Origin of the sequence: Erwinia typographi (genome assembly GCF_000773975.1) — a bacterium.
Classification (GTDB): Bacteria; Pseudomonadota; Gammaproteobacteria; order Enterobacterales; family Enterobacteriaceae; genus Erwinia; species Erwinia typographi.
In genome coordinates this window covers 271868-296899 of sequence record NZ_JRUQ01000027.1, presented here as the reverse complement: position 1 = coordinate 296899, position 25032 = coordinate 271868, and the positions used below count along the sequence as shown (strand labels likewise).

The window sequence follows — 25032 nt, the reverse complement described above, 5'->3', positions numbered from 1 at the left end:
CCGGCACGCCGCATCGGGGTCGTTTGGCGAGGATAGTACCCTATCCGCACGGGGTCTGTCACAGGTAACCGTGGCGCTGCACGGGAATCTGGCAACGAAAGAGCGCCCCGCCAGCAAAGGTTATTTTTTTACGGCCAGCCACTGACTGACCACCTGCTGGTACTCACCGGTGGCAGTGCTCAGATGCAGCCACTGATCGACGTACAGCTTCCAGCTCAGATCGTCGCGCGGCAGCATATAGGCCTTCTCGCCGTACTGCATTGGCTGGTCAGGATTCACCGCGCAAAGCTGTGGATAGTGCTTCTGCTGAAACAGCGCTTCCGAGGCGTCGGTGATCATCACGTCCGCTTTTTTATCCACCAGCTGTTGGAAAATGGCGGCATTATCATGGGACAGCGTCAGATTCCCCTGCGGCAGGAAGCGATGGACAAAAGCTTCGTTGGTGCCGCCAGCAGGCTCGATCAGCCGTACCGAAGGCTTATTCAACTGCGCAATCGTACGGTACTTCGCTTTGTCGGCGCAGCGCACCAGCGGGATTTTACCGTCGGTTCCCAGCGGCGTGGCGAACCAGGCGGTCTGCTGTCGCTGAAGCGTCACCGATACGCCGCCCAGCGCGATATCACACTGCTTCGCGAGGAAATCCGGCGTTAAGGTTTTCCAGGTTGAAGGAACCCATTTGACCTCGGCCCCGAGGCTTTTCGCCAGCGAGTGGGCCATCTGCACATCAATTCCTTCGTATTGCCCGTCGGCACGCAGGAAGGTATAAGGTCGGTAGTCGCCAGTGGTGCATACCGTCAGTACTTTGCTTTGCAGCACCCGATCCAGATGCGACTGCGCGCTGGCGCTACCGGCAACCAGCAGTAAGGCAGCAATCCCCATTTTTATCATTATTCTCTGTCCCATCATGTTCATAGTGAAGGTGTGAAATCCTATCCTGAGAAGCGGTATTATTGCTCAAAATGCAAAAGTGTTGTGATCAAACACACGTTTTTCTCGTCAGCTCTCGCGCGTAGACTGCGTTCAACGTCATGAACTGGAGAACAAAGAGCATGAGCAAGATTTTTATTATTGATGCGGGTAAGGCCTTCGCCCATTCCAAAGGCGAGCTGAACCATACGCTGACCGAAGTTGCGGCAACCTTTTTACGCGACGCGGGCCATCAGGTTGAGGTGACCGTGGTCGACAACGGTTATGTGGTTGCTGACGAAGTGCAGAAGTACCTCGACGCCGACACGGTGATTTATCAGATGCCAGGCTGGTGGATGGGCGAGCCGTGGATCCTGAAAAAATACATTGATGAAGTCTTCACCGAAGGCCACGGCTCGCTGTACGCCAGCGACGGCCGTACCCGTTCAGACGCCGCGAAGAAATATGGCTCGGGTGGCCTGATCCAGGGGAAAAAATATATGCTTTCCCTCACCTGGAATGCGCCGCTACAGGCGTTTACCGACCCGGAACAGTTCTTTGAGGGCGTGGGCGTCGACGGCCTGTATCTGCACTTCCACAAGGCCAATCAGTTCCTGGGGATGGAGAGTCTGCCGACCTTTATTTGTAACGATGTGATTAAACTGCCGGATATTCCAGCGGATATTGCGCGCTATCGGACTCATCTGAGCGAAATCTTTGCTTAACTAGTCAGACGACCCTCTCATTAAGGAATAACCATGCTTACCGTGATCGCTGAAATTTGCGTCAAGCCGGGCCGCCGTACGGCCGTGCTACAGGCTATTGAGAAACTGACGCCTCTGGTGTTGCAGGAAGAGGGGTGCGGCAGCTATCAGGCGCTGACCGATTACAAAGCGCAGGTGCCGTGGAAGCAGAATTCGCCTGACTCAATTTTTATGGTGGAGCACTGGGATTCCCTGCGCCATCTGGAACAGCATCAGCAGGCGGATCATATGGAAGCGCACCGCGCCAACATTAAAAATGACGTGGTGGACGTGAAGATTTTCGTGCTGGAACCGGCGAAATAAATTTCTCGCCAGTCGGAGATTTAACTCGGGGGCGAATTTATTCGCCCCCGATGTCTTATTTCTGTAATTTCCGGTCAGACCTGTCCATACTCACTGTATTTCCGCTGGGTGGCAATATGGTCGGCAATATATTTCGCATCGTGCCAGACGCCCCAAATAAAGGTGGAGCCCCGGCGTGATAACCACGGCAGGCCTAAGAAATAGACGCCAGGCTCGCTCGATACCCCTCGCTGATGCTTCGGCTTATTATTTTCATCGAAAGCCGCAACCTTTAGCCAGCCATAATCCAACCCATAGCCAGTTGCCCAGATAATCGTGGTAATTCCCGCTTCCTTAATGTCCAGCTGCAATACAGGGTTGGCTACGCAGTCAGGATTTTCCAGGAAATGGCGCGCTTCCGGCTCCTCCGGCAGATCCAGTCCGTTACGGGCGATATAAGCATCGGCCGCATCCAGCAGAGCGAGGTAGTTCTCATCGCCGCGGGCAATATTTTCCGCCAGGTCGGGCTGGAAAGTGACTTTCCCGTCCTTAAACGCTTTGGTCAGGCCGACCAGCTTAACGCCCTGGTGGCCCAGCGCCCTGAAGTCCACGGTGTGGCCGCCGCGTGCGCCGCTAACCGCAATAGTAACATGCTCCTTACCCGGCTGGCTGGCCGTGGCATCCCACAGCCCCAGCACGCCCAGCCACCAGCAAAAATCTCGCTGACGATAGGCGCGAGGCGGACGATCGTGCGCGCCGACGGAAAGATAAACTTCCTTACCCGCACGCTGCAACTCATCGGCAATCTGTACTCCAGAAGAACCAGCCCCCACCACCAGTACCGCGCCCTCTGGCAACTGCTGCGGGTTGTAGTAAGCAGCGGAATGGATCTGGTGCAGGCTTTCCTCTTGCGGTGCGATAGCGGGGATTACCGGGCGCTGGAAAGGCCCGGTCGCCGCCACCACATGACGGGCTTCAATAATCCCTTCGGAGGTTTCAATCGTAAAGCCGGGACGGCCTTCATTTCGCACCACGCTTTTTACCTCAACGCCGGTGCGGATCGGCAGCGTAAACTTAGCCGCATAGGCTTCAAAATAGTCGGCAACCTGCTCTTTCGGCACGAAACTGTCGGCGCCGATGCCGGGAAATTCCATGTTTGGAAAACGATCGTGCCAGGCCGGGCCGTTAGCTACCAGCGAATCCCAACGGCCGGTGCGCCAGGCTTCGGCGATGCGCTTTTTCTCCAGCACCAGATGGGAAATACCCAGATTGGTCAGATGCTCGCTCATCGCCACACCTGCCTGCCCAGCGCCGATTACCACGGTATCGATCACGGTTTTTTCAACGACCATCACTGCATCCTTTAATAAGGTTATCTGGATTTATTATCCATCTCTGCGTCATACGCCAAGGTTATTCAACTGCCGCTGCAAGGTAAAATAGTAAAAAACGTCCCTCTGAAGATAAAATAATGAGGCAGCATTCCCTGGGTTAACAGACAGGATTCCATTGCAGATTTTCGATAAGGCATTTTTTAATTTATGCCTCATGGCTATTTTATTTAGCCAGCAGAAAACCTGCCGCGCAGAATAGCTACCCTGCGCGGTTATATTTAATGAGAGAAATAACGCTGGCCCTTGACCAGCATGATGACTCCGTAATATTTCGTCAGGCGGAGAGCAGTAAACTCTGCTGTACGTCCCAACCCAGCGAAACCCGGTCGCCTATTTTATCGCCCGACATGCCGTTGCTGCGCACAATGAAGCGGGCGCCCTCGGCCAGCTTCACCACCAGACGAGTTTCCGAACCAGCGTAAATCCGCTCGCAAATTTCACCCTCAAGCAGCGCCGCGCCCGAGCGCTGGATGCGGATGTGTTCAGGGCGAATAACCAGCGAGGCCATCCCCGGCAGAGGGTCTGAAGAAGGCAAAGCAAAAACGCCCTGCTTCGTCACCAGTTGGTCACCGCGAACCTCTCCCGTCAGGATATTCGACAGCCCGATAAAGCCAGCCACGAAGGTAGATTCCGGCTTTTCGTAAATCGCCTGAGGCGTATCGATCTGCACAATACGCCCCTCGTTCATCAGGCAGATACGGTCAGACAGCGCCAGCGCCTCTTCCTGGTCGTGAGTGACAAAGATGATGGTCGCGCCCGATTCACGATGAATGCGGCGGATTTCCATCTGCATGGTTTCGCGCAGCTGACGGTCCAGCGCGCCCAGCGGCTCATCCATCAGGATGATCCCCGGCTGGTACACCAGACATCTGGCCAGCGCCACGCGCTGCTGCTGCCCACCCGATAAGGCGCGCGGGAAACGCTGGGCGGCGTGGCCCAGCTCAACCATTTCCAGCGCCTTTTTCACCTGGCGCGCCACCTCGGCGGCCGGCATTTTACGCATCCGTAAAGGGAAGGCGACGTTTTCCTCAATGGTGAGATGGGGGAAAAGCGCATAGTTCTGGAACACCACGCCGATATCGCGCTGGTGTACCGGCGTCCAGGTTTCGTCCTTGCCGTCGATCAGCAGGCGGCCTGAAGTGGGTTCCGTCAGCCCGCTGATAATCTGTAGCAGCGTGGTTTTCCCCGAGCCGGAGGAGCCAAGCAGGGTTAACAGCTCCCCTTTTTGCACCGTTAAATCCAGATCCTGCAATACCCTGGTTGGCCCGTAGTATTTCGCGATCTGTTCTACTTTCAACTTAACAGAGGACATGCTTACTCTCCTTGCAGCGCATCGGCTTTACGACGCGAACGTTCGGCAATAATGAACAACAGCGTGACCACCGACAGGATAATCACCGAAGCGGCCGCCAGCGTGGGCGTCACCGACAGCAGCACGTCATCCCACATCTGTTTTGGCAGCGTTTGCTTGACGCCGCCGCCGACAAACAGCGCCACCGTCAGCTCTTCAAAAGAATTGAGAAAGCCGAAAATAAAAGCCGCCAGCAGGCTGCTTTTGATCATCGGCAGGGTTATCTCCCGCAGGGTCCGCCAGCGACTGGCGCCAAGCGTGCCTGCCGCCTGATCCAGCCGCCAGTCGTACCCTTTGAAAGTGGTCAGAATGATGATAAAGACCACCGGGATCGCCATCACCGTGTGCCCAAGGATGATGCCGAGGTCGGAACCAATCAGCCCCATCGTGGCAAACAGATAGAACAGCGATACGGCGGTGACAATATTGGGGATGATCATCGGCAGCAGGAAGGTCATCACCACCAGGCTACCGGACTTGCCCTGATGACGGGCGAGGCCAAAGGCGGCAATGCCTGAAATCAGCACCGAGAGGATACCGGTCACCAGCGCGATGCCAAATGAACGCACGGTAGCGCCGGTCCATATCGGCGACTCCAGATAGGTTTCCATCCAGCGCAGCGAGAAGCCCGGCGGCGGAAACTGCAAAAAGCTGGAGCTACTGAACGCCATTGGCAGGAAGGAGATGACTGGCGAGATCAGCACCAGAATCACCAGGCTGCTAAACAGCGGCAGCAGCCAGCCGCAGCCAGGACGACCAGGTATTCGGGCCAGCACGGCCCCTATCCAGTCGGAAACCGCTGCCGCCGAAGCGGTAATCCCGTGCCCCAGGCGACGAATCAGCCTGCCGCTGGCATGGCTTTCACCGCCGGAAATGGCCGACATGCCGAACAGTTTGTCGTAGCAGAAGCAGACTATCAGCGTGATCACCAGCAGCAACATCGCCACGGCACCGGCCAGCCGCCAGTTAAGCAATTGCTGTACCTGGGTAATCAACAGCTGACCAATGACCGAATCCTGCGGGCTGCCGAGCAGCGCTGGCGTGATAAAGAAGCCCAGCGAACCAATAAAAATCAGCAGGCAGGCGGCGACAACGCCAGGCATTGAAAGCGGGAAAAAGATACGCCAGAAGCTCTGCGCGCGCGATGCGCCCAGCGTGTTCCCCGCGCGCATCAGTCCGCGATCAATCCCGGTCATCGTCGGCAGCATGGTGATGATCGCCAGCGGCAGCATACTGTGCGCCATCGCAAACACCACCACGCCGCGCGTGTAGAGCACGTTCAGCGGCTGCTCAGCGCCCAGCGACATCAGGATTTCAGACAGAATACCTCGCCGGGAAAGCAGCACCAGCCAGGCGAAGTTTTTTAGCAGCGCGCTTGTCCAGAACGGAAGTAAAATCAGCCACATAAGGCGACGGCGCGTATTTTCACCGCGCTGAGACAGCCAGTAAGCCACTGGATAGCCCACCAGCAGACATGCCAGCGTGGTTTGCAGCGCAATCACGAAGGTATTGACCATGACCTTCACGTAGATGCCCGCGCCAAACATCTGGCTCCAGACGTCCAGCGAGAAGCCCCCTTCGGCGCTCTGAAAGCTGAGCAGCATCAGTTTCAGCGTGGGCCAGGCGAGAAACAGGGCTAGAAAGATCAGCCCCGGGGCGGTCAGCCACAGGGGATGCCAGCGCCTTTTGGCGGCCCCTGGCTGTTTTTTTACGGTCGATGTTGCAAGCTCTGCCAAGGAAATATCCTCCAGAAGGCAGGGTGGCGCTGACTGCGCCACCGCACGGATTAACTCATTACCCACTTTTCAAAGCGTTCAGTCAGCGCTACCTGATTGTCGCCCCAGAAGTCTGCTCCCAGCTCCGCCAGACCCTGAATATGGTCGGGGGCCGTTGGCAGCAGTGCCGCTTTCTTCTTATCGATATAGTCGTAGGCTTTGATATTGGTCGGTCCGCAGGCCAGGTCGTTGGTGTACATCGACTGGCGCTTCGCATCCATACAGAACTGAATAAACTTGCGGGCGGCTTCCTGCTTAGGGCTGCCGTGCGGAATAGTGAAGCCGTCAATGTTGTACAGACCCTGTCCCCAGGCAATCGACGCAGGCGTGCCGGCATCAATGGCGGTCTGGGCGCGGGTGCTCCAGATGCTCATCATATCCAGCTCGCCGCTTTGCAGCATCTGCGTAGCCTGCGCGCCGCTGGTCCACCAGACATCAATGCTGCTGCGGATTTTATCCAGGCTGCGAAACGCGCGATCCACGTCCAGCGGGTAGAGTTTTTTAGGGTCGACGCCATCGGCCATTAATGCCAGCTCCAGCGTACAGACCGGGCTGCGCCACAGGCCGCGGCGTCCCTTAAATTTGGCGGTGTTCCAGAAGTCGATCCAGTTAGCAGGCACCGGTTTGCCGTCGAAGCTGTCGGTGCGATAGCCAAGCGCGAGGGCGTAAATGCTGACGCCGCCGAACTGTGGAGTGATCGAACCTTTGACATAGTTCTCCGGATCAGGCACCTGAATATGCAGATCTTCCAGATACGGCTTCGGCATTTTGTTCAGACGCACCAGGTGCTCAGGGTTCAGCAGGGCGACGTCGAACAGGTAGTTTTTGGTATCTACCATCATCTGGAATTGCGGAACCGGGTCCGGCCCCAGCACGGTATTGACGATCTTGATGCCGGTCGCTTCTTCAAACGGCTTGTAGAAAGCCTTGCCGAATCCCGCGCCGTACGGGCCACCCACGTCGGCGACCGTTAGCGTGCTGACTTCAGCCGCTCTTGCCGGACGGCTGACGATCATCGGAGCCACGGCAGTGGCGATCGCCGCTCCCACGCCGAGTTTGAGCGCATCACGACGGGTATACTGTTTAGTGTCTTTCATCCTGATTCCCCTGCTGCATAGCGAAACGTTGTTATATGTCGGCCTGAAAGCCGCTGATTTTTTTACTCTGTTTCCTGTTCGACGATGGCGCGATTAACCGTCGCGATCAGTTGCTCAATCGCGTCGTCCACAAACCGCTGGCGGAACCGACGATCGAAGGTGGTGAAGATACTGAAAAAGGAGTTTTTGCAGTGTTCCAGCATCCGGTCAGCGTCTTCGGCATTCACCGACAGCTGGACCTGCAAGAAACGGTTGAAGTATTCGCGAGCCAGCGGATTTTCCAGCACAAATACCGGCTGCGTATCGCGCGATATCAGGCGATAGCGCGCAACCTTACTCAGGCAGTGCAGCTCAGCCTGTAGCGGCAGCTCTCGCGAGTTCGGACCGACGCTGAGAGAAACGCGCCCCTCTTCCAGTACCCACTGCTGGCGGCCGGTGTCGTAGTAACGCAGATCGCTGGCTGGCACCGTCAGGGTAATGCGCCGCTGTTCGCCGGGTTGCAGGGCTACTTTGCAGAAGGCCCGCAGTTCCCTGACCGGACGCAAGCGTTTGGTCGTCTGGTAGCCGCTGTAAAGCTGGCAGATCTCTTTACCGGCGCGCGCACCGGTATTGCTCAGCGTAAAGCTGACGTTCACCGCTTCGCCTTCGCGCAGGCTGTCTCGGTCCAGTTCAATCTCGCTATAGGTAAACTGGCTGTAGCTGAGGCCGAAACCGAACGGGAACAGCGGCTCAATGCGGCGGGCGTCGTACCCGCGATAGCCGACAAAGATCCCTTCGCTGTAGTAATGGCGGCCGTTTTCGCCAGGATAGCTGAGCCAGCCGGGGATATCTTCCATCCGCTGAGGGAAGGTGACCGTCAGCTTGCCGCAGGGGTTTACCTCGCCAAACAGTACGTCGGCCAGCCCGCCGCCCATCGCCTGCCCGGCGTAGAAGGTCTCCACCACCGCGCTGACCTGCTCCAGCCACGGCATCACCACCGCATCCGGGTTAGCCAGCACCACAATCACCCTGTCGTTGACGGCGGCCAGAGCGCTAATCAGCGCATCGTGCCCCTGCGCCAGGCCAAGGGTACGGCGGTCGGAACCTTCGCCGTCGTAACCGTCTTCACTGTTAACAAAAACCACCACCCGATCGGCCTGGCGCGCCGCGGCACAGGCTTCTTCACGCAGTGTGGCTTGCTGCGAGGCATCCTCGCTGGTGCCCTGACGCCACTCCAGCGTCATGGCATCGCCGCAGTACCGAAGGATTTCGTCATAAGGAATGTCTACGCGAGTGGGAGTCGTGGTAGCGCAGCCAGAGCCCTGAATAACCGGTTTTTTCGCCCCTTCGCCAACGATCAGCAGCCGACGACAGCTTGCGGCTTCCAGCGGTAAGGCCGAATCGGTGTTTTTCAACAGGACAATAGATTCTGCCACCATCCGGCGAGCCAGCCGGTGGTGAGCATCCGTCTCCATCGGCGTACCGGGCTGCTCAGCCGTTTTGGCCCGGTGGATCAGGCGCAGAATACGTTCCGCAGACTGCTCCGCCGGTTCGCGAGAAACGTCGCCGGATTTCAGCGCTTTGATCAGGCTCGCCTTGCGGGTTTCGCTTTCAGGCATGTCCAGATCGTTGCCCGCCAGTAAAGAGGCCGGACGGTCCTTGATGCCGTGCCAGTCCGCCACGACCACGCCTTCAAAGCCCCACTCGCTGCGCAGCACGTCAGTCAGCAGCCAGCTGTTTTCAGCGGTGTGTACGCCATTCAGCCGGTTGTAAGAGCTCATGACCGTCCACGGCTGAGACTGTTTTACCGCCCGCTCAAAGCCACGAAGATAGATTTCCCGCAGCGCGCGCTCGTCGATAACCGAGTCCATGCTGGTGCGCTCAACTTCGGAGTTGTTACAGGCAAAGTGCTTCAGCGAAGCGCCCACGCCGCGCTGCTGCAACCCGTTGATCACCCCGGTCGCGATTTCCCCGCCGATCAGCGGATCTTCAGAATAGTATTCATAGCTGCGGCCGCCGAGCGGCGTACGGCGAATGTTGATGCCCGGCCCGAGCAGCAGATTGACGCCCAGATGCTGGCACTCTTTGCCCAGCGCGTCGCCGAGCGTGTGCGCCAGCTCCACGTCCCAGCTACAGGCAAAGCTGGAGCCATTCGGGAAGCAGGTAGCCGGTTTCATCGTGCCCCAGGCGACCTCCACATCCTTCGCCCGCTGGTTCACCACGTTGAGGAAGGCCTCGAAGTCCTGGCCGCCCTTTTCATCCTGCTCAATCTGCTGGATCGAGTAACGCACCCCGTAGGTGCCGTCCGTCATGACTATCGGCGGAATACCCAGCCTCGCATTGGCTTCGGTTTTCCACATGCCGTGGCCGCTAAGGATGTCGCCCAATTCTTCTGGCGTCATGGCTTTGGCCAGAGATAAAAATTCCCCGTGCTGAAATAACGCAGTGCTCATGCCTTTAGTATTCCTGTCAGGTAGGTGCGGCGACCGGTGCGCCACAGAATTCGCTGGCATTCACTATGGACCCGGCGGAAACGGCGAGGAAAGAAGTAATTTTCTTGCCACTGGAGTTAAAAAAACTATGCAAGGCGGCAACAGCTCAATAATTAAGAGAGGCTACGCCAATGATCCCGGCGGTCGGACAACACGCACTGCAATAGCGCGCACGTCAGGGGAATCAGGCAATCATTGCACACTGAAAGGGCAGCGACGGGGTGTTAAAGAATCGTAACTGGGATTTTGCGCTGATTTTGCGTGGCATGGATATTGCTACTATTCCGCTACATCGCTTTTATATCGCCAAAGAAAGCTCTTGCCTAACCAAATACTAATCAGAGAGAGTCCCTGCACATGGCCCATTTCACCCTGAGACAGCTGAAATATTTTATCACCGTCGTCGAACATCGCAGCATTGCAGAGGCTTCGCGCCATTTGCATATTGCCCAGCCGTCGATTTCTACCGCGATAAAAAGCCTTGAAGAGAGCTTCGAGCAGCAGCTTTTTATTCGTCATCACGCTCAGGGCGTATCGCTGACGCCGGGGGGCCGCCGTTTTTATGACAAGGCCGCTGAGCTGCTAAGAATGTCGCGGCAGTTTGAGCAGAACGCCCGTGCGGACAACGATCTGGTGGCTGGCACGCTGTCGGTTGGCTGCTTTGAAACCGCCGCGCCGCTCTATATGCCCAAGCTGATTGCCGGCTTTAAAAAGCTCTACCCCAATATTGAGGTGCAGATTTACGACGGCGAGCAGCACGAGCTGACGGATGGCCTGCATCGCGGACGTTTTGATATGGCAATCCTCTACCGCCACGAGCTGGACAGCAGCATCCACGCCGAGCAGCTGAAAGCCCCGCAAAAACCCTACGCGCTGCTACCCGCCGATCATCCGCTGACCCTGCGCAGCAGCGTAAGTCTGGAAGAGCTGAGCAGGGAACCGATGATCCTGCTGGACGTGGTGCCAAGCCGGAACTATTTCCTCGATATCTTCAAAACGAAAGGGCTGAAGCCTAACGTTGCGTTCAGTTCGCCCTCGATTGAGATGGTGCGCTGTATGGTCGGCCAGGGATTCGGTTTTTCTCTACTGGTGACGCGCCCGTTCCCGGACTTTACCTATGACGGCAAGCGCGTTAAGCGGGTAACGATCCGCGATGAGATGGAAGGATCCTGTCTGGTGATGGCCCATCTGCGCCACGCCGAGCCAACGCGACCGACCCAGCTATTCATGGATTATTGCCGTAGCCAGGAACTGACGCCGGAGCATCTCAGCGAGGCCGAGATACACCCGCTGTCAGTGGCCTGAAAGGCCTTACGCCCGGAGCCAGCGGCACAGGCGTATTAAAAAATCATCGCACAGGGCAAGCTGATCGAGGCTGACAAACTCATCCGGCTTGTGTCCCTGAGCCATGGCTCCCGGACCGCACACCAGCGTGGGAATGCCGTGCTGTTGAAACAGGCCGCCCTCGGTGCCAAACGCTACGGTGCTTAGCGCTTCTGGCGGCGGCAGCAGGGTCAGCAATTGGTCAATGGTGGTTGTCGCGCAGGTTTCCAGCCCCGGATAGTGGCTTAGCGGGCTGAAGGTAATAGCACATACAGGCGAACGGCGTTGCATCTCCGGCAGCAGCTCGCGCTGGCACCACGCCTCCAGTTCAGCCATCATCGGCTGCACTTCCACGCCCGGCAGCATACGGATTTCAAAGTCGAACTGGCAATGAGCAGGCACGATGTTTAACGCCTCTCCCCCGCGGATAACCCCGGTCTGCAAGGTAGAATAAGGCGGATCGAAGGCCAGGTTTTGCTGTAGCCTGAGCTTTTCCGCCAGCGCCATCAGCCGCTGAATAATGCGAACCGCCACTTCAATGGCGTTGACGCCCTGCGGCGTATAGGCCGAGTGGCTGGCAAGACCGGTTACCGTACAGCGCAGTGCAATCTTACCTTTATGCCCAAGGATCGGACGCATCTCAGTTGGCTCGCCAACAATACAGGCGGCAGGACGCACCGGCAGGCTGTCGAGATGCTCAAGCAGCCCCGGCACGCCCTTGCAGCCGACCTCTTCGTCGTGGCTGAACGCCAGCCAGACGGGCAGGCGCAGAGGCTGGGCCACCAGCTGCGGCACCAGCGCCAGCACCGCCGCCAGCCAGCTTTTCATATCCGCCGCGCCGCGACCGTACAGCTTCCCTTCCCTCTCCTGCAACAGGAAAGGATCGCTTTGCCACTGCTGCCCGTCGACCGGCACCACGTCGGTGTGGCCGGAAAGCACGATACCAGGAATCTCCTGCGGGCCAATCACCGCCAGCAGGTTAGCCTTCTCTCCGCTGGCGTCAGGCAGCAGCTGGCTACTGACTCCGTAGCTGGCGAGGTAACGCTGTACCCAGTCCATTAGCGCCAGATTGCTGTGACGGCTGACGGTATCGAAGGCGATAAGATCCGCCAGGAGCTCGCGCGTCGTGGGATTATTCATCGCCGGGCACGCCATAGCTTGGGGCTTCCGCTGGGTTGATGGCGCGGGTCAGATAGGCTTCGCTCTGCGGCTGCCAGCGCTGCCAGTGGCTCGCCAGCTCGCCGATGGCATCCTGCTCATGCCAGTCAACCCGCAGGTCGGTCAATGGCCAACTCTCACTGCTGACGATCTTCATTCCGGCGGAGTAGATCGGGCCGGCCTCGCCGCCCGCCTGGAGCCCGGCCTGTAACGCGGCAATCAGACGGTTGCCAAGCGCCAGCGACGGGTCGGCGCAGAACTGGCTGACCATCGCCTCAATCACCTGCTTGCTCGCCAGCATATTGCCCGCCGCCACGCAGTTCAGCCCTTCGCGCTGATGGTTAATCCCTAACGAGCGCCCGCCGGAAAATACGGCGGTTTGCCCCTGATTATCCACCACCGTGACCTGACGCCAATCGGCGAAGGGCTCCTCGTTCATCACCGCTTTTAGCGCAGCAGCGGCACTTTCGCCCTGGCGCAGGCGCTCAAGAATTTTGGGGCCAAGGGCCGGTAAGGTGACATTCTGGCTGGAGACGGCGCCGACGCCGCTCATCAGCCACGGACAGCGGGCCGCCACGGCCATGCTGGATGAGCTGAGCGCAACGCCAAACTGGCCGCTGCGCGGGCAAAATCCGGCAATCGAGAAGGTCATGTTATGCCTCCGGGATCACGGCGATCACGTCGATCTCGACCAGCCACTGCGGTTGCGCCAGCCCGGAAACCACCAGTCCGGTGGAGATCGGGAACACGCCCTTTAGCCATTTGCCCACTTCCAGATAAACCGGCTCGCGATAGCGCGGATCGACAATGTAGGTGGTGGTTTTAACGATATGGCTGAGGTCGCTTCCGGCCTCTTCCAGCAGCTGTTTGATATTTTTCATCGCCTGTTCAGCCTGCAAACCTGCATCGCCCAGCCCCACTAACTTGCCATCAAAATCGGTTCCCACCTGACCACGAACATAAACCGTATTGCCCGCGCGAACGGCCTGGCAGAGATCGTTATTCAGCGCCTGATTAGGGTAGGTGTCTTTAGTATTAAACATGCGGATACGGGTATGGGTCGGTTGACTCATGGAAAGTTCCTTCAGTGGCAATGGGATGAACAGCGCCAGCCGGCTTTTTTCGCGCGCGACCAACTCAGGATAGCAGCCCTATTTTTGAAGCCTGGCGAAAAGAAAATAAATTAGGATTTTTATCGGTAAAGAATAAGGAAAAACTGGCCTTACCGAGGCTCGTTTTTTTGATGTCATAGCCTAAAAAAATACGCATTTATCTTTACCTGCCCGCATGGACATACTCAGGCTGACAAATTGAGGAGCTGGCTATGGCCCCCACGGTTCAGGAATTGCCATTAATGACGCGTAACGCCTTTATTCATGCGCTGGAAAGCGGCGTTACGGGCATAAATATTATTGCTACGGCGGGTTCGGCTGGCAGAGCAGGCGCCGTCGTCGACACCCTGACCTCGGTCTCTGCCGACCGCAAGCTGCTGATGATTTGCCTGCACCGCGATCATCCACTGTGCCCGATTATTGAAGAAAATCGCCGCTTCAGTATTAACGTGCTGTCTGAAATGCAAAAACCGATAGCCCAGGCATTTTCCGGGCCGGATGCGCAAAAGGAAGGCTTTGAGCGCGGCCACTGGACGGAAAGCGCAGCAGGGAATCTGCTGCTGCACGGCGCTATCGCCGGTTTTGACTGCCAGCTTTACCACCAGCTGGCGCTGGACAGCCACGTACTGCTGGTGGGCGAAGTGCAAACCGTCCATCGCCATCCCGGTATGCCGCTGGCAAAGCAGGCGCGCCACTATGTGCTGATCCAGCGCGACCAGCCCTGAGGCCAGTTTTTGCTACGGCCAGGCTCGGTTCTGGCCTGCTAATAAAAATAAACAACTCACTCATCAGAAGCTAAACACCTGCACCGGAGATTGATCATGACTGCAACACTGCGGATTAATAACATCGCGAAAGGTATTACTCTCACGCTGTCGCTGTTCTTAGCGGCCTATGCTCAGGCCAGCGTCATGACGCCGGGCAAACTCACCGTAGGTAGCGATATCACCTTCCCGCCTTATGAGTATCTGGATGGCAAAACGCCTGCCGGTTTCGATATTGAATTCATTAATGGCGTGGCGCAGGCAATGAAGCTGGAGCCGCATTATGTGGACACCCGCTTTACCAGCCTGATCCCTGGCCTACAGGCGAAGCGCTATGAGCTTATCGCCTCCGCGCTGTTTATCACGCCCGAGCGCAGCAAAGTGATCGATCTGATCCCCTACCTGAAAACCGGCGAATCGTTAATCACCCTCAGCAGCAGCACCTTTAAGCCGAAAAAGCCGGAGGAGCTGTGCGGCCACAAAGTCGGTTCGATGCAGGGCACTTACTGGCTGGAAAAACTTCACGCGCTGTCTACCGACTACTGCGCCAAACAGGGTCTGAAGCCGATTGTCGTCAGCGAGTTCTCGACCGATCCGCAGGTGACTCAGGCGATGCTTTCCCGTGCGGTAGAAGTGCAGATGACCGATGCCGCCGTTGCCAGCCAGGTGGTGGAGAAGATGAAGGGCCGCCTGACGCTAACCTCCGATACGCTGCTGTATCCGGTGCTGGTTGGCCTGGGAGTGAGCAAAACCAATACGGAATTCAGGCAGCAGCTCACCGACGGCATTGCCGCGTTTAAAGCCAGCGGTCAGTACGCCGCCCTGCTGAAGAAATATCATCTGGCTGAGCCGGAAGAGGCAGACATTCAGGCGCTTAAACAGTAACGGCGAGGGGCGGGAGCAAACGGATGACTTTTGACTGGAACTACTTACTGAGCCTGCTGAGCGATGCGGACTTCTGGCTGGCGACCTGGACCGTGGTCAAACTGAGCCTGGCAAGCTGGGCGATCGGTATAGTGCTGGGCTTTGTGCTGGCGCTGGGTAAGCAGGCTTCGCAGCCGTGGCTGTCGATCCCCGCCCGCCTGTACATCTGGCTGTTTCGCAGCCTGCCGCTGCTGGTGCTGCTGATTTTTGTCTTTAACCTGCCACAGGCGCTGCCCGCCACCTCCGCCCTGCTCAGCGATCCCTTCTGGGCAGGCCTGATCGCGCTGGTGCTGAGCGAGACGGCTTATATCGCTGAAATCCATCGCGGCGGTCTGCTGTCAGTCCCCAAAGGCCAGCGCGAGGCGGCGCGGGCGCTGGGGTTACGCTATGCGGGCATTCAGTGGCGAGTAGTGATCCCGCAGGCGCTACGCGTGGCGCTGCCCTCGCTGGCTAACGAATATATTTCTATCGTCAAGCTCAGCTCGCTGGTGTCGGTGATCTCGCTGACCGAAATCCTGATGGTCGGCCAGCGCCTCTACTCGCAGAACTTCCTGGTGATGGAAACCATGGCCGCCGTGGCATTTTACTATGTGTTTATCGTCACCCTGTTCGACTTTCTGCTCAAGCAGCTGGAGCGCTACCTCGACGTCACTCAGCGCAACACGGCGAAGACAGTCGATCCAATGCTGTTACAGCTAGCCAGCCAGCCGCTGCCCGAGGTCCCACGCCCGGCAAGAGTCGCTGGCGTTCCTGCCCTGCACGCCGCTAAGCTGCATAAGGCCTATAACAATGTTGAAGTGCTGGGCGCGGTCAATCTGCACATTCAGCCGGGTGAAGTGGTTTCGGTTATCGGCCCCTCGGGATCGGGGAAAACCACGCTGATCCGCCTGCTGAACGGCCTGGAGCAGATCGACAACGGCGAGATCCAGGTCAACGGCCAGCCGTTTATCCAGCTCAGCCAGCAGGGTTCACAGAAGCCGCGTTTTATTGAGCACGGCGAGCATCGCCTGAACATCGGCATGGTGTTCCAGAGCTTCAATCTGTTCCCGAACCTGACGGTAATGGACAACTTGCTGCTGGCACCGCGCTATCATCGGCTGGCGCCGCTGCGGGAGCTTAAGCACCATGCCTGCGTCCTGCTGCAAAAGGTCGGTATGCTGGAGCATGCGACGAAGTATCCTCACCAGCTTTCCGGCGGCCAGCAGCAGCGAGTGGCGATTGCCCGGGCGATGATGATGCGACCGCAAATCATGCTGTTTGACGAGCCGACTTCAGCGCTGGACCCTGAAAAAGTGAATGAAGTGTTGCAGGTGATTGAGGCGCTGGCGCAGGAAGGGATCACCATGATCATTGTGACCCACGAGATGAACTTTGCCTTTAAGGTTTCCCATCGTATTGTCTTTATGGAGAAAGGCCGCGTGGTTTGCGATGATTCACCAGACGAGCTGCGTCTGGGCCAGTATCCACGCATTAAGGCTTTTTTGAAGGACGTGAATTTTTCCGCCTGACCGATCAGCGAGCAGAGAACGATGAGAAAAATAATTTTCGATACCGATATCGGCGTAGACGATGCGTTTGCACTGGCCTACGCGGCTAAAACGCAAACTATCCTTGGTATTACCACGGTGTTTGGCAATGTGTCCGTCGGCCAGGCGGTCAAAAATGCCCGGCTGTTTTCGCAGCAGATCGGCCTGAAAGCGCCGGTGTTTCGCGGCTGCTCCCGTCCCGTGGGCTTAGCCCAGGTGACTAACAGCGCTTTGGTGCACGGCAGCGACGGGCTGGGCGACGCTCTGCACAATCCCTTTGATGAACAGGCGGATAACGCCATCAGCTTTATTATCGACACGGTAAAATCGCTGCCTGGCGAGGTAACGCTGGTGGCCATCGGGCCGCTGAGCAATATCGCCACCGCCATTAATCTGGCCCCGGAAATTATCCCGCTGATTAAAGAAGTGGTGATCATGGGCGGAGCGTTTGGCACCCATGGTCACGCCGGAAACGTCACGCCACAAAGCGAATTTAATATCTGGAAAGACCCGCACGCCGCCGATCTGGTGCTCTCTTCGGCGCTGCCAGTGGTGGTGTTGCCGCTGGACGTGACGCATGAAGTGCTGATTACCGGTGAGGATATTCGCCAGCTGAACGTGCCGGTTTTAACCCAAATTTCCAAAGGCTATTTGCAGTACAGCCTGGAGCGGGAAGGTTTTGAGGGCATGGCGCTGCACGACACGCTGACGATTTCGTGGCTGAATCACCCTGAATTTTTCACCACGGTGAAATCACCGGTACGGGTTGTGACTGAAGGGATCACCCTCGGGCAAACGCTGCGCAGGCTCACCCAACTGGCGTCCCGTTTTAATCCGTTTGCCAACTGCGCCGAGCAGACGCTGTGCCTGGAAGTTGATGCGCAGAAGGTGAAGCAAGCTTTCCTGACCAGCTTACAGAACTGAATCAGGACGGCGGGCGATAAAACCCGCCATTTATAACAACGGTTTGCTGGCGATCTGCTGGCTGAGGAAGTCGAGGAAACAGCTGATCCGCACCGACAGCGTCGCGCTGCGGTAATACACCGCGTGGATCGGATGATACATCTCCCGCGTCACCTCTTCCAGCACCGGCACCAGCCTGCCGCTGGCGCGATCTTCCCGGCTCAGGAAGTCCGAGAGCCGGGCAATTCCCTGCCCGTAGACCGCCATTTGCCGCAGCGTTTCTCCGCTAGAGGCGGAAAGCGTCGGCTTGATGTGCAGCGGTTCCCCTTCGCTTTGCCAGACCGGCCAGACGTTGTGACGATCCATCTGGCTGAAGCCCAGCAGGCGATGCCTGGACAGCTCAGCCACGCTTTTCGGCGTGCCGTGCTTCGCCAGATAGGCCGGGCTGGCCATCAGCCTGAGTCGACTACAGCCAAGGGAGCGCGCGTGAATGCTGGAATCGCTCAGTTCGCCAATGCGGATAGCGATATCCGTCTGCTGCTCCAGCAGGTCGATCACCACATCATCGGTATTCAGCTCCAGCTGGATCAGCGGATAGCGTGCTGAGAACTCATCCATCAGCGGCACAATAACGTGCAGCATAAATGGCGCGGCCGCATTAACCCGCAGGCGGCCCGACGGGATTTCGCGGCGCTGAGCAATCTGCTCTTCCGCCATCTCTACCGAACGCAGGATTTGCCGCGCATGTTCCAGGAAGATCTGCCCTTCCTCGGTCAGCGCAATGCGTCGGGTGGTGCGGTGCAGCAGCGTGGTTTGCAGCTTATTCTCAAGCCTGCTCAGGGCGCGGCTGATGCCGGAAGTGGTCTGGCTCAGCTGCCCGGCGGCAGCGGTGATCGAGCCTGTATCGACCACCACCACCCAGGCCCGCAGTTCTTCAAGGGTGATTTTCAAGGGTTACCTTAACGGTAGCGCGCATTGGCAGATTATATGGCAGATTCACCGCTGGCATTGTATAAACCGTTTAAAACGGCATCACACCTCGATTTCAGCGGTGTGACCATTCTCCTGGAGCCAGTTGCGACGGTCTTCAGAGCGCTTCTTCGCCAGCAGCATATCCATCACCGCCATCGTTTTATCCACTTCTTCATCGTCAACCGTCAGCTGAACCAGACGACGGGTATTTGGATCGAGGGTCGTTTCCCGCAGCTGTAGCGGGTTCATCTCGCCCAGTCCTTTGAATCGCTGGACGCCAGGCTTGCCCTTTTTGCGCTTCAGCTGGTCGAGAATGCCGGTCTTCTCTTCCTCATCCAGCGCGTAATAGACCTCTTTGCCTAAGTCGATACGGTAAAGCGGCGGCATGGCGACGTAGACGTGACCATTTTTTACCAGCGTGCGGAAGTGGCGAACAAACAGCGCGCACAGCAGCGTGGCAATGTGCAGACCATCGGAGTCCGCATCCGCAAGGATACAGATCTTGCCGTAGCGTAGCTGGCTGAGATCTTCGCTGTCGGGATCGATGCCGATCGCCACCGAGATATCATGCACTTCCTGCGAGGCTAACACCTCGTCGGAAGAGACTTCCCAGGTGTTCAGGATCTTACCCTTCAGCGGCATAATCGCCTGGTAATCACGGTCGCGCGCCTGCTTGGCGGAGCCGCCTGCAGAATCCCCTTCCACCAGGAACAGTTCGGTACGGTTAAGATCCTGAGCGCTACAGTCGGCCAGCTTGCCGGGCAGAGCCGGGCCGCTGGTCAGCTTTTTGCGCACCACTTTCTTCGCCGCGCGCATCCGGCGCTGGGCGCTGGAGATCGCCAGCTCGGCCAGCATCTCCGCCGCCTGAACGTTCTGGTTCAGCCACAGGCTGAAGGCATCTTTCACCACGCCGGACACGAAGGCCGCGCACTGGCGTGAAGAGAGACGCTCTTTGGTCTGACCGGCAAACTGCGGATCCTGCATTTTCACCGACAGCACGTAGGCGCAACGGTCCCAAATGTCCTCCGCAGAGAGCTTAACGCCGCGCGGCAGGATATTGCGGTATTCACAGAATTCACGCATCGCGTCCAGCAGGCCCTGACGCAGGCCGTTAACGTGCGTACCGCCCTGCATGGTCGGGATCAGGTTAACGTAGCTCTCCGTCAGCAGTTCGCCGCCTTCCGGCAGCCACAGCAGCGCCCAGTCCACCGCTTCCACATCCCCGGCGAAATTGCCGACAAAGGGTTGCTCAGGCAGCGTCGGCAGGCCGTTAACCGCTTCGCACAGGTAGTCAGTCAGGCCATCGGCGTAGCACCATCTCTGCTCGGTGTTATTTACGTGGTCTTTAAAGATAATTTCAACGCCGGGACAGAGCACCGCTTTGGCCTTGAGCAGGTGGCTAAGGCGGGAAACCGAAAAGCGCGGGCTGTCGAAGAACTTCACGTCCGGCCAGAAGCGGACGCGAGTGCCGGTATTGCGCTTGCCCACCGTACCGGTGACGTGCAAATCCTCCACCTTGTCGCCATTCTCGAAAGCCATTTCGTAGACTTCCGCATTGCGGCGAACGGTGACCTCCACGCGCGTGGAGAGGGCGTTGACCACCGAGATCCCCACGCCGTGCAGGCCGCCGGAGAACTGATAGTTTTTATTGGAGAACTTGCCGCCGGCATGCAGGCGACAGAAGATCAGCTCAACCGCCGGCACGCCTTCTTCCGGGTGAATATCCACCGGCATACCGCGCCCGTCGTCAATCACTTCTAACGACTGGTCAACATGCAGGATCACCTCGACGCATTTGGCATGGCCCGCCAGCGCTTCATCGACGCTGTTATCGATCACTTCCTGACCTAAGTGGTTAGGGCGTGACGTATCGGTGTACATTCCCGGACGACGGCGAACGGGTTCAAGGCCGCTGAGTACCTCAATGGAGTCAGCGTTATAGCTGGATTGAGTCATCGTATAAATCTGATTAGTGGCTAAAAATGATGGGCCAGCCTCCGCGACTCACTTCAGGCATCTCGCAAGCCCAGGAAGTCGAGGATCGGGGAGAAATGGCGTTCGAATCCGATAAAAGCATGATTGCCGCCCTCTTCAACCGTCTGGCGACAGGCGCTGTAGTAGTCCAGAGCCTGACGGTAGTCGAGCACTTCATCGCCCGTTTGTTGCAGCAGCCAGAGCAAATCCGGCGACGCCAACGGGTCAATCTGCATCACTTTCAGATCGTAAATGTGGCGTGACTCTAACACATATTGCTGGCCAGTGTATGGGTTCTCATTATTCCCCAGATAATCCGCCAGCAGTTCAAAAGGCCGTACCGCCGGATTGACCACCACCGCAGGCAGCCGAAAGCGCTGCGAAAGCCAGGTGGCGTAATAACCGCCCAGCGATGAGCCGACGATCCCTACCTGCTCGCCGGCCGAGGACATGACCCAGTTCTCCAGCATCAGCGCCGCTTCGCCGGGGAAAGCAGGAAGCTGAGGAACGTACATCTTGATCTGCGGGTGATGGGACGCCATCCACTCGCGAAACAGGGTCGCTTTTGCTGACCGCGGCGAGCTGTTAAAGCCATGCAGATACAGCAGCGTCGCCATAATCAGTATCCTTCCGAATCAGGGTCCGGGCTAAAGGCACGGGTATTCAGACGTTCGACCTGGGTTTCAACTCTGCCATCCGGCAGCAGATCCAGCCAGCGCCAGCCTGGCGCTTCCGAATCGATAGTGAAGCTGGTGCAGTGCGGCTTAAACTGAACGCAGGTGGAAGGCGTAGCCAGCAGCCGCCGCCCGTTCCAGTTCAGGTCGAGATCCTGATGAATATGTCCACAAATCAGCGTGGTCGCCAGAGGGAAGTTTTGCAATACCGCCTCCAGCATATGCGAATTACGCAGGCTGTGCTGGTCAAGCCAGGTGCAGCCGGACGGTAACGGATGATGGTGAAGCAGCACCAGCGTGTGGCGCCGGGGTTCAATCGCCAGCGTTTTTTCCAGCCATTCGAGCTGATAGTCGCTGAGCATCCCGTGCGGCACGCCGAAGACCTGGCTGTCCAGCAGCACGATTTGCCAGCTGTCGCCAATCAGGACGTGCTTTTCATCGGCAATCTTAGATTCCGCCAGCGTGCTGAACATCGCGGGCTGGAAGTCGTGATTGCCCGGCAGCCAGACGCAGGGAGCGGGTAGGCGCGCAATACCCTCAGCAAAATGCTGATAGGCCTCGACCGTATGATCCTGAGCCAGATCGCCGGTGGCGACGATCAAATCATAGTGACGAGGACTGGCCGAAATGGCCTGAAGTACCGCGTCAAAACTGGCCCAGGTGTTCACGCCCAGCAGCGTTTCGTCTTTACCTGCAAATAAGTGGGTATCCGTTATTTGTAAAATCCTGACCCTGGACCCACTCGCCGCAGGAAGTTTTAACAGGCTATCCAATCAAAATCCTTAGGGTTAACGCCATCTCAGATTGTATCTAACAAACCGGTACGGCCATCGCGCCATGCGCTAAACAGTAGCGCAACCAGTCAGCGAGGAACTGGTTTATCTGATGCTTTTCATCACGCTGATGGAGCTTTTTGTTAGGATAATCATAGCGCGCTTTGAAGCGATAGATCTGTTGCGTTGAACACACTTCCGCGACCATCGCATCATGGTACAGCCTGACGGACATCGCCGGGAGACTCCAGTAGCTGACGGCGGGGGCCGTTTGCTTCACCTCGACCAGCGTGGTGTAACGCGTCGACTCATGAATGGTTATGGAATAGTTGGCACCGTTCACCTGATAGGTCACTGACTCACCCGCCCGATCTTCTTTCGGCAGCAGGCGACGCAGCTGGGCGAAGTTGGTCTCGCACACCCGCATCATTTCAGGGAAATCAGGTACATAGCGCTTTATCATTCGGTTTTCCACTCGGCTCGTAATTTTTTATGGTGCAGCTCCAGCCATTGCAGGGCGATGACAGAGGCCGCATTGTCTATTTTCCCCTCTTCCACCCAGCGGTACGCCTGCTCGCGGCTGACCACATGGACAAGAATATCCTCATTCTCTTCCTCCAGACCGTGGTTTCCCTTCGCCACGCTGGCATCCACTTCCCCCACCAGAATAGCTAATCGCTCGCTGGTGCCGCCGGGGCTGGCCAGATAGCTTAACACTGGTTTCACTCGCGCAGGGGTAATTCCGGCCTCTTCCACGGCTTCACGCCGGACCACATCTTCGGGCGTTTCGCCAGGCTCGATCATCCCGGCGACTAATTCTAACAGCCAGGGGGTTTGGCTGCTGTCAAATGCGGGAATGCGGATTTGTTCGACCAGCACCACTTCATCCCGCACCGGGTCATAGGGTAGCAGCACCGCTGCGTGTCCGCGCTCAAAGACTTCTCTTTTTACTTCATCACTCATGCCGCCATTAAACAAGCGGTGACGGAAACGGTAGCGGGTGAGTGAAAAAAAACCGTTATAAAGTGTCTCTCGTGCAATAATTTCTACATCGTTTTTGGTGAAAGTCACTGGGTATTCTTTGCCGTTTTCCATTGAGACCGCTCCTTGCTTAACAGGTGCAAATACGAGAAAAGCAATCCCGAATCCGCTGAGAGTGTGGTTCTTAGTGAGTTATTTGAGTAAATTAAAGCAATATGGCACGTTCGGCCAACTTATCTCTTCCGTCGATTCTGCTAGAATCGGCGATAATTTTTTGGCTTACGTCAGCGCTACCATAGCAATTTTGCTGCACTACAAGGAATGCAAATGAAGAAACTGCTCCCCTTACTTATCGGCCTGAGCCTGGGCGGCTTCAGCGTCGCCAGTCAGGCTGAAAACCTGCTGCAGATTTATCAGCAGGCTCGTTTATCTAACCCAGATCTTCGCAGTTCTGCAGCCGATCGTGATGCAGCATTTGAGAAAATTAACGAAGCCCGCAGCCCGTTACTGCCGCAGCTGGGTCTGGGTGCTGATTATACCTATAACAACGGCTATCGCGACAGCAGTGGTCTGCATTCCAATACCACCAGCGGTTCGTTGCAGTTAACCCAGACCATTTTTGACATGTCAAAATGGCGCGCGCTAACGCTGCAGGAAAAAACGGCCGGTATCCAGGATGTCACCTATCAGACCGCGCAGCAAACGCTGATCCTGAACACCGCTACCGCTTATTTTAACGTGCTGAATGCCATTGATACGCTCTCCTACATCGAAGCGCAGAAGCAGTCGATTTATCGTCAGTTGGATCAGACCACCCAGCGCTTTAACGTCGGCCTGGTCGCCATCACCGACGTTCAGAACGCCCGCGCGCAGTATGACAGCGTGCTGGCCAACGAAGTGACGGCCCGCAACGCGCTGGATAATAACGTTGAGATCCTGCGTCAGGTGACCGGTAACTATTACCCGAGCCTGGCTTCGCTGAACGTTGACCGTTTCCAGACGGAAAAACCTCAGCCGGTTAACGCCCTGCTGAAAGAAGCGGAAAGTCGTAACCTGAGCCTGTTGTCCGCCCGCTTATCGCAGGATTTGGCGCGCGAAACCATTCGCTCTGCCGAAACGGGCCATATGCCGACGCTGGACCTGACCGCATCAACCGGTCTGTCTAACAGCAAGTACGGCGGTCGTCGTGCGAACCAAAGCGCCTCAACCGCCGACAGCATCAGCGGGACTAACCAGGTTGGGCTGAGCTTCTCTCTGCCGCTGTACAGCGGCGGCTCGGTTACCTCGCAGGTTAAGCAGGCGCAGTACTCTTACGTTGCGGCAAGCGAGCAGCTGGAAAGCGCGCATCGCTCCGCTATTCAGACCGTTCGCTCTTCGTTTAACAACGTGAACGCTTCCATCAGCAGCATCGAAGCTTATCGCCAGGCCGTGGTTTCTGCGCAAAGCTCCCTTGACGCAATGGAAGCCGGTTATCAGGTGGGTACCCGTACTATCGTCGATGTACTGGATGCGACCTCAACCCTGTACAGCGCTAAGCAGCAGCTCTCCGACGCGCGTTACAGCTACATGATCAATGAGCTGAACATCAAATCGGCGCTGGGTACGCTGAACGAGCAGGATTTGCAGGCGCTAAACGCCCGGTTGGGTAAAGATGTCTCCACTTCCCCGGAAGCGGTGGCACCTGAAACTCCGGCGCAAAATGCCTCGGCTGATAGCGGTCAGCCGGCGCCATCCCAAGTGCGCGCTACCCGCGCCGCACAAAGCTCGGCGCCCGTCAGTACCAGCCGTAATCCTTTCGCGAAGTGATTAACTCGGGGCAGAACCTTCTGCCCCTTCACAATCAAACGTATAGCTAAGTAAAGATCCCCGTTCCAGCGCCCCCCTTCGCTTCATTTTTCACCGCTATTA

General features: G+C 57.3%; 23 protein-coding genes. 8 read left to right on the top strand and 15 right to left on the bottom strand.

What is annotated here, in order from left to right; all coding sequences use genetic code 11:
* Positions 1–120: 120 nt before the first annotated feature.
* Complete coding sequence (locus tag NG99_RS08615) at positions 121–888, bottom strand: transporter substrate-binding domain-containing protein (RefSeq protein ID WP_034890875.1); 768 nt, start codon at positions 886–888, stop codon at positions 121–123.
* Between the two features lie 161 nt (positions 889–1049).
* Between NG99_RS08615 and NG99_RS08610 the strand changes: the two genes are divergently transcribed.
* Together NG99_RS08610 and NG99_RS08605 are read left to right on the top strand one after the other, a co-directional pair.
* Positions 1050–1631: an NAD(P)H-dependent oxidoreductase gene (locus NG99_RS08610; protein WP_034890872.1), complete on the top strand. Its 582-nt coding sequence runs from the start codon at positions 1050–1052 to the stop codon at positions 1629–1631.
* 33 nt (positions 1632–1664) lie between these two features.
* Entirely contained in the window at positions 1665–1973 is a 309-nt protein-coding gene (locus tag NG99_RS08605; RefSeq protein ID WP_034890869.1) for a putative quinol monooxygenase, read from the top strand.
* Positions 1974–2047: 74 nt separating this feature from the next.
* Here the strand turns inward: NG99_RS08605 and NG99_RS08600 are convergent, their stop codons facing one another.
* The 5 genes from NG99_RS08600 to NG99_RS08580 form a co-directional block, all read right to left on the bottom strand.
* A complete protein-coding gene (locus NG99_RS08600) occupies positions 2048–3304 on the bottom strand; it encodes a flavin-containing monooxygenase (protein WP_034890867.1) in 1257 nt (418 codons plus the stop codon).
* A 316-nt stretch (positions 3305–3620) separates the two neighbouring features.
* Positions 3621–4658 carry an ABC transporter ATP-binding protein gene (locus NG99_RS08595; protein WP_034890863.1) on the bottom strand — a complete coding sequence of 346 codons (1038 nt, stop codon included), beginning with the start codon at positions 4656–4658 and terminating at the stop codon, positions 3621–3623.
* Between the two features lie 2 nt (positions 4659–4660).
* Complete coding sequence (locus tag NG99_RS08590) at positions 4661–6433, bottom strand: ABC transporter permease subunit (protein WP_052130628.1); 1773 nt, start codon at positions 6431–6433, stop codon at positions 4661–4663.
* A 50-nt stretch (positions 6434–6483) separates the two neighbouring features.
* Positions 6484–7569, bottom strand: coding sequence for an ABC transporter substrate-binding protein (locus tag NG99_RS08585; protein ID WP_034890861.1), 1086 nt, complete (start codon positions 7567–7569; stop codon positions 6484–6486).
* 62 nt (positions 7570–7631) lie between these two features.
* Positions 7632–10001 carry a glycoside hydrolase family 3 C-terminal domain-containing protein gene (locus NG99_RS08580; protein ID WP_034890858.1) on the bottom strand — a complete coding sequence of 790 codons (2370 nt, stop codon included), beginning with the start codon at positions 9999–10001 and terminating at the stop codon, positions 7632–7634.
* A gap of 396 nt (positions 10002–10397) precedes the next feature.
* Here NG99_RS08580 and NG99_RS08575 point away from each other — a divergent pair, with 396 nt between their 5' ends.
* Positions 10398–11345: a LysR family transcriptional regulator gene (locus tag NG99_RS08575; protein WP_034890855.1), complete on the top strand. Its 948-nt coding sequence runs from the start codon at positions 10398–10400 to the stop codon at positions 11343–11345.
* Between the two features lie 6 nt (positions 11346–11351).
* Here NG99_RS08575 and argE read toward each other — a convergent pair whose 3' ends face one another.
* From argE to NG99_RS08560, 3 genes are read right to left on the bottom strand one after another with little or no spacing between them, the layout of a single operon-like run.
* Positions 11352–12503 (bottom strand): acetylornithine deacetylase, encoded by a 1152-nt coding sequence (gene argE / locus NG99_RS08570; protein WP_157032590.1) that lies wholly within the window; start codon positions 12501–12503, stop codon positions 11352–11354.
* Positions 12496–13173: a DUF1028 domain-containing protein gene (locus NG99_RS08565; RefSeq protein ID WP_034890850.1), complete on the bottom strand. Its 678-nt coding sequence runs from the start codon at positions 13171–13173 to the stop codon at positions 12496–12498. The genes argE and NG99_RS08565 overlap by 8 nt, the downstream gene beginning before the upstream one ends.
* A 1-nt stretch (position 13174) precedes the next feature.
* Complete coding sequence (locus NG99_RS08560; RefSeq protein ID WP_034891099.1) at positions 13175–13594, bottom strand: RidA family protein; 420 nt, start codon at positions 13592–13594, stop codon at positions 13175–13177.
* 251 nt (positions 13595–13845) lie between these two features.
* Between NG99_RS08560 and NG99_RS08555 the strand changes: the two genes are divergently transcribed.
* The 4 genes from NG99_RS08555 (at position 13846) to NG99_RS08540 (ending at position 17771) form a co-directional block, all read left to right on the top strand.
* A complete protein-coding gene (locus NG99_RS08555; RefSeq protein WP_084110460.1) occupies positions 13846–14358 on the top strand; it encodes a flavin reductase family protein in 513 nt (170 codons plus the stop codon).
* 96 nt (positions 14359–14454) lie between these two features.
* Entirely contained in the window at positions 14455–15282 is an 828-nt protein-coding gene (locus NG99_RS08550) for an ABC transporter substrate-binding protein (RefSeq protein ID WP_052130624.1), read from the top strand.
* Between the two features lie 23 nt (positions 15283–15305).
* A complete protein-coding gene (locus NG99_RS08545) occupies positions 15306–16829 on the top strand; it encodes an amino acid ABC transporter permease/ATP-binding protein (RefSeq protein WP_034890846.1) in 1524 nt (507 codons plus the stop codon).
* A gap of 21 nt (positions 16830–16850) precedes the next feature.
* Positions 16851–17771, top strand: coding sequence for a nucleoside hydrolase (locus tag NG99_RS08540; protein WP_034890843.1), 921 nt, complete (start codon positions 16851–16853; stop codon positions 17769–17771).
* 30 nt (positions 17772–17801) lie between these two features.
* Here the strand turns inward: NG99_RS08540 and NG99_RS08535 are convergent, their stop codons facing one another.
* From NG99_RS08535 to nudF, 6 genes are all read right to left on the bottom strand, one after another.
* Positions 17802–18701, bottom strand: a complete 900-nt coding sequence (locus NG99_RS08535) for a LysR family transcriptional regulator (RefSeq protein ID WP_034890840.1) — start codon at positions 18699–18701, stop codon at positions 17802–17804.
* Between the two features lie 81 nt (positions 18702–18782).
* Positions 18783–20678: a DNA topoisomerase IV subunit B gene (parE, locus tag NG99_RS08530; protein WP_034890837.1), complete on the bottom strand. Its 1896-nt coding sequence runs from the start codon at positions 20676–20678 to the stop codon at positions 18783–18785.
* A 53-nt stretch (positions 20679–20731) separates the two neighbouring features.
* On the bottom strand, positions 20732–21313 hold the full coding sequence (yqiA, locus tag NG99_RS08525) for an esterase YqiA (RefSeq protein WP_034890834.1): 582 nt from the start codon (positions 21311–21313) through the stop codon (positions 20732–20734).
* 2 nt (positions 21314–21315) lie between these two features.
* Positions 21316–22143, bottom strand: a complete 828-nt coding sequence (gene cpdA, locus NG99_RS08520; protein ID WP_034890831.1) for a 3',5'-cyclic-AMP phosphodiesterase — start codon at positions 22141–22143, stop codon at positions 21316–21318.
* 37 nt (positions 22144–22180) lie between these two features.
* Positions 22181–22606: a DUF1249 family protein gene (locus NG99_RS08515; protein ID WP_034890828.1), complete on the bottom strand. Its 426-nt coding sequence runs from the start codon at positions 22604–22606 to the stop codon at positions 22181–22183.
* Positions 22603–23238 (bottom strand): ADP-ribose diphosphatase, encoded by a 636-nt coding sequence (nudF, locus tag NG99_RS08510; RefSeq protein ID WP_034890825.1) that lies wholly within the window; start codon positions 23236–23238, stop codon positions 22603–22605. Before nudF ends, NG99_RS08515 begins: the two co-directional genes overlap by 4 nt.
* A gap of 213 nt (positions 23239–23451) precedes the next feature.
* On the opposite strand from nudF, the gene tolC reads away from it, so the two are divergent.
* Positions 23452–24930, top strand: a complete 1479-nt coding sequence (tolC, locus tag NG99_RS08505) for an outer membrane channel protein TolC (protein ID WP_034890822.1) — start codon at positions 23452–23454, stop codon at positions 24928–24930.
* The last annotated feature ends 102 nt before the right edge of the window (positions 24931–25032 follow it).

Coding starts and splice junctions, on each gene's coding strand:
- NG99_RS08615 (WP_034890875.1), bottom strand. CDS start 888: ATGATAAAAATGGGGATTGCTGCCTTACTGCTGGTTGCCGGTAGCGCC.
- NG99_RS08610 (WP_034890872.1), top strand. CDS start 1,050: ATGAGCAAGATTTTTATTATTGATGCGGGTAAGGCCTTCGCCCATTCC.
- NG99_RS08605 (WP_034890869.1), top strand. CDS start 1,665: ATGCTTACCGTGATCGCTGAAATTTGCGTCAAGCCGGGCCGCCGTACG.
- NG99_RS08600 (WP_034890867.1), bottom strand. CDS start 3,304: ATGGTCGTTGAAAAAACCGTGATCGATACCGTGGTAATCGGCGCTGGG.
- NG99_RS08595 (WP_034890863.1), bottom strand. CDS start 4,658: ATGTCCTCTGTTAAGTTGAAAGTAGAACAGATCGCGAAATACTACGGG.
- NG99_RS08585 (WP_034890861.1), bottom strand. CDS start 7,569: ATGAAAGACACTAAACAGTATACCCGTCGTGATGCGCTCAAACTCGGC.
- NG99_RS08580 (WP_034890858.1), bottom strand. CDS start 10,001: ATGAGCACTGCGTTATTTCAGCACGGGGAATTTTTATCTCTGGCCAAA.
- NG99_RS08575 (WP_034890855.1), top strand. CDS start 10,398: ATGGCCCATTTCACCCTGAGACAGCTGAAATATTTTATCACCGTCGTC.
- argE (WP_157032590.1), bottom strand. CDS start 12,503: ATGAATAATCCCACGACGCGCGAGCTCCTGGCGGATCTTATCGCCTTC.
- NG99_RS08565 (WP_034890850.1), bottom strand. CDS start 13,173: ATGACCTTCTCGATTGCCGGATTTTGCCCGCGCAGCGGCCAGTTTGGC.
- NG99_RS08560 (WP_034891099.1), bottom strand. CDS start 13,594: ATGAGTCAACCGACCCATACCCGTATCCGCATGTTTAATACTAAAGAC.
- NG99_RS08555 (WP_084110460.1), top strand. CDS start 13,846: ATGGCCCCCACGGTTCAGGAATTGCCATTAATGACGCGTAACGCCTTT.
- NG99_RS08550 (WP_052130624.1), top strand. CDS start 14,455: ATGACTGCAACACTGCGGATTAATAACATCGCGAAAGGTATTACTCTC.
- NG99_RS08545 (WP_034890846.1), top strand. CDS start 15,306: ATGACTTTTGACTGGAACTACTTACTGAGCCTGCTGAGCGATGCGGAC.
- NG99_RS08540 (WP_034890843.1), top strand. CDS start 16,851: ATGAGAAAAATAATTTTCGATACCGATATCGGCGTAGACGATGCGTTT.
- parE (WP_034890837.1), bottom strand. CDS start 20,678: ATGACTCAATCCAGCTATAACGCTGACTCCATTGAGGTACTCAGCGGC.
- yqiA (WP_034890834.1), bottom strand. CDS start 21,313: ATGGCGACGCTGCTGTATCTGCATGGCTTTAACAGCTCGCCGCGGTCA.
- NG99_RS08515 (WP_034890828.1), bottom strand. CDS start 22,606: ATGATAAAGCGCTATGTACCTGATTTCCCTGAAATGATGCGGGTGTGC.
- nudF (WP_034890825.1), bottom strand. CDS start 23,238: ATGGAAAACGGCAAAGAATACCCAGTGACTTTCACCAAAAACGATGTA.
- tolC (WP_034890822.1), top strand. CDS start 23,452: ATGAAGAAACTGCTCCCCTTACTTATCGGCCTGAGCCTGGGCGGCTTC.